The 3135-nt window shown below is 45.0% G+C and carries 3 protein-coding genes and 1 pseudogene; all 4 read left to right on the plus strand.

The window, feature by feature from the left end:
* On the plus strand, positions 1-939 hold a 939-nt coding region (locus VB081_RS00035; RefSeq protein ID WP_323398820.1), incomplete at its 5' end, for a ribokinase.
* A 39-nt stretch (positions 940-978) separates the two neighbouring features.
* Positions 979-1812 carry a sugar phosphate isomerase/epimerase family protein gene (locus VB081_RS00040; RefSeq protein WP_323398821.1) on the plus strand — a complete coding sequence of 278 codons (834 nt, stop codon included), beginning with the start codon at positions 979-981 and terminating at the stop codon, positions 1810-1812.
* Between the two features lie 234 nt (positions 1813-2046).
* Positions 2047-2898: a DeoR/GlpR family DNA-binding transcription regulator gene (locus VB081_RS00045; protein WP_323398822.1), complete on the plus strand. Its 852-nt coding sequence runs from the start codon at positions 2047-2049 to the stop codon at positions 2896-2898.
* A 29-nt stretch (positions 2899-2927) separates the two neighbouring features.
* Positions 2928-3135: pseudogene (locus VB081_RS00050) on the plus strand (sugar isomerase); the annotation flags it as partial.

Genomic DNA, 3135 nt, shown 5'->3' on the forward strand with positions numbered 1-3135 from the left:
CCTTTATTGATGGTCAAACCAAAGATATTAGTTGTCGGAAGCATCAATTACGACACCATCTATCAGGACGTGCTGGAGGAAGGCGTCAACGACAACGGCATTGTGTATAAGCACTATACTACTGCAAACGGTGGCAAGGGCGCAAATCAGGCAAGGGCTCTTGCGTTAATGGGTGCATATTCCTATATGGCAGGCTGCGTGGGCAACGATGATTACGGCCACAGCCAGATAGCCGGACTGAAGGAAGCAGGCGTCAATACGGACTATATCCGCGTAGACGATTGCCTGCAGACAGGGCAATCCGTTATGCTCATGCGCAAAAACGGCACGTATATCGGAGCAAACGTGTTAGGAGCAAATTCTGCCGTGTTGCCCGCTCTCGTAGAAAACGCTTTACAAAATGAGCAATTCGATATGGTAGTGATGCAACTTGAAATGCCTCTTGATACTGTATACCACACCTATGAAATAGCGGCAAAAAAGAACATTCCGGTAATACTCGACCCCGGCCCGCCCAAGAGCATTTCCCTTGACAGGCTAAAGGGTATCTACATCATTTCCCCCAACGAAGACGAAACGGAAGGGTTAACAGGCATCCATATCCATAATGAAAGCGATGCCCTTGCAGCCGCCAAGCGACTGCTGCAAAAATCAAACGCTGAATATGTCATATTGAAACTGGGCAGCAGGGGGGCTTACTATTACGACGGCCAGCTTGGCAAGCTGTATCTGCCTTATCCGGTAAATGCAGTGGACTCTACCGCCGCAGGCGATTCGTTTACCGCCGAACTTGCCATCAGCCTCGCAAGCGGCAGGCCCATGGATGAAGCCATCCAAAGAGCGAACGCTGCAGGCGCCATTTGCGTATCGCGTTATGGCGGGCAGCTTTCTGTTCCATCAAGCGACGAGGTCAACCGGTTTTTAAGCAAAAACCGCTAATTATACCACATCCAAAGCATTAATAAGGAGGAAATTGTAATGAAAAAATCTCAACTGGCTTTGTCCAACTACCCGTACTACAAACATTCTACGCAGTATACACTCGCTTCCATGCAAAAACTCGGAGCAAACGCAATTGAATTATACTGCTGCGAACCGCATTTCCATATTGATGATGTGAAGCTGCCCGAAGTCGCCGCTATGAAAAACCAACTGAAGAAAAGGAATATGTTTCCCATCTGCCTGACGCCCGAGCAGGTGAAGTATCCGATCAACATTGCGGCCACTAATCCTTTTGCGCGCAAACGCAGTATCGAAACTTATGTGAAGGTATTGCAGTGTGCACACGAGCTGGAGTCACCCACGGTACAGTTTCACGCAGGCTATGCGCTGTTGGACGAAAATAGGGACATCGTTTGGCAGCGTTCCTTGGAATCACTTACCTACCTAAGCAGAATCGCAGAGGGATACGGCATTACGATTGTCATGGAATCCGCTCACAGACTGTGTACAATACTGAACAGCAGCGCCGACGTTGAAAAAATGGTAAAGCAAGTCGATTCCCCCAACCTGAAAGGCATGATCGACACCCTATGCCTGATATACTGCAGTGAAGACATCGATACCGCTATCAAAAACATTGGTGTTGAAGATCTGCGGCATATCCACTTTAGTGATTGCTACGTGGAAAAACCCAAAGAGCATCTTGTGCCTGGCGAAGGAACAATGGACCTTGACCATGTCATTGATGCGCTCGACAAAATCGACTATAAGGGCTACATCACGCTTGAGTTGCTGTCACCACACGAATACAACCCCGAACGAGCGACCAAAGCAGGCGCAGACTGGCTTCGCGCACGATTAAGCGACTAAAAAAAACTTTTGCAGCGCATGGTATGATATGGTCTTGCTCTCCAAATCAGACCTGCCTGCAATAGATATTTCTGCAATTTGTTTTTTTGTATATAGGCGCAAAACAAAATAAAATCAGTAAAATTTTTATCGATTAGGCGTTTATTTCTTGACACTATGTGCAGATTTCGATAAAATAAGCATAGAATACAAGTGTATATATTCCATTAAAATAGTGTTCAGGAGTATAAAAAAGTGGACGAGTATAACAATAAAGCGACAAAATTGGGATTACAGGATTACGCATTTTCAAAGAAAGGCATTCGACAAAACAGGATTTTATTCCTGCTTTTGAAGCATAAATCCATGAGCAATAAAGAATTATGCGAAAAGCTTGGTTGCAGCGAAGCCACGGTCCGCAACGATCTGCGCGAATTAAGCCAATTAAAGCTGATTAAGCGTGTGTTCGGTGGAGCTACCACACTGGATGATACCTACGGCTGCATTCCAATGTCCGAGCACCTGGAATATGCTTATGAAGAAAAAGAAGCCATTGCGGATTATGTCGCAGAGAATATTCTTAAGCCAAACCAGTCTGTTGTTCTTGATATGGGTTCTACCTGTCTTGCCCTTGCAAAGCGAATTGCCACACTCTCTTTTGACATCAATATCGTGACGAATTCGCTGCTAAATGCGGAGGCGATTTCCAAGAATCCTCACATATACCTGTCTATGCCCGGCGGCACCTACAACATTACGTCGGATACATTTGATTCTGCACGAACTTTGGAATATTACGACAGCATCCGTCCCGATTGCTATCTAATGTCCGCCAACGGTCTGACCTCAGGCGGTGTGACAATTACCATGACCTCGGATACCTCAAGGGCTATGGTAAAGCAAAAAATTATTCAGAGTGCAAACAAGGTGATATTGCTTTGTGACCATAATAAGCTGAACAAGAACTGCTTTTACAAAGTCTGCGAGATTTCCAACATCGACCTGATCGTGACAGATGACAAATGTTCACCGGAAGACCGGAATATTTTGTCAGATCTCGGTGCCAAGGTTGTCTTTGCGCCCACGATGGCAATCGTTCCCGAATAAAGAACAATGAACAACTGAGGAAATTTATTATGCAATATACATCTATTCAAAAGCAAATTGTTGATGAATGCAGTTTAGCATTATCAAAAATCGACAATCGAAAAACGGAAAAATTAATAAATAACATTATATGGGCAAAGAGGGTATTCTTTGTGGGTGTGGGACGTGTCCTCCTTTCCCTGCAGGCAATTTGTAAACGCTTTAATCATTTGGGCATTCAGTCGTATTATGTAGGAG

The sequence above is a fragment of the Christensenella sp. genome (assembly GCF_034927525.1).
Taxonomy (GTDB): domain Bacteria; phylum Bacillota; class Clostridia; order Christensenellales; family Christensenellaceae; genus Christensenella.

Excerpts from the sequence above, each read along its gene's own strand:
- VB081_RS00040 (WP_323398821.1), top strand. The coding sequence starts at position 979 with ATGAAAAAATCTCAACTGGCTTTGTCCAACTACCCGTACTACAAACAT.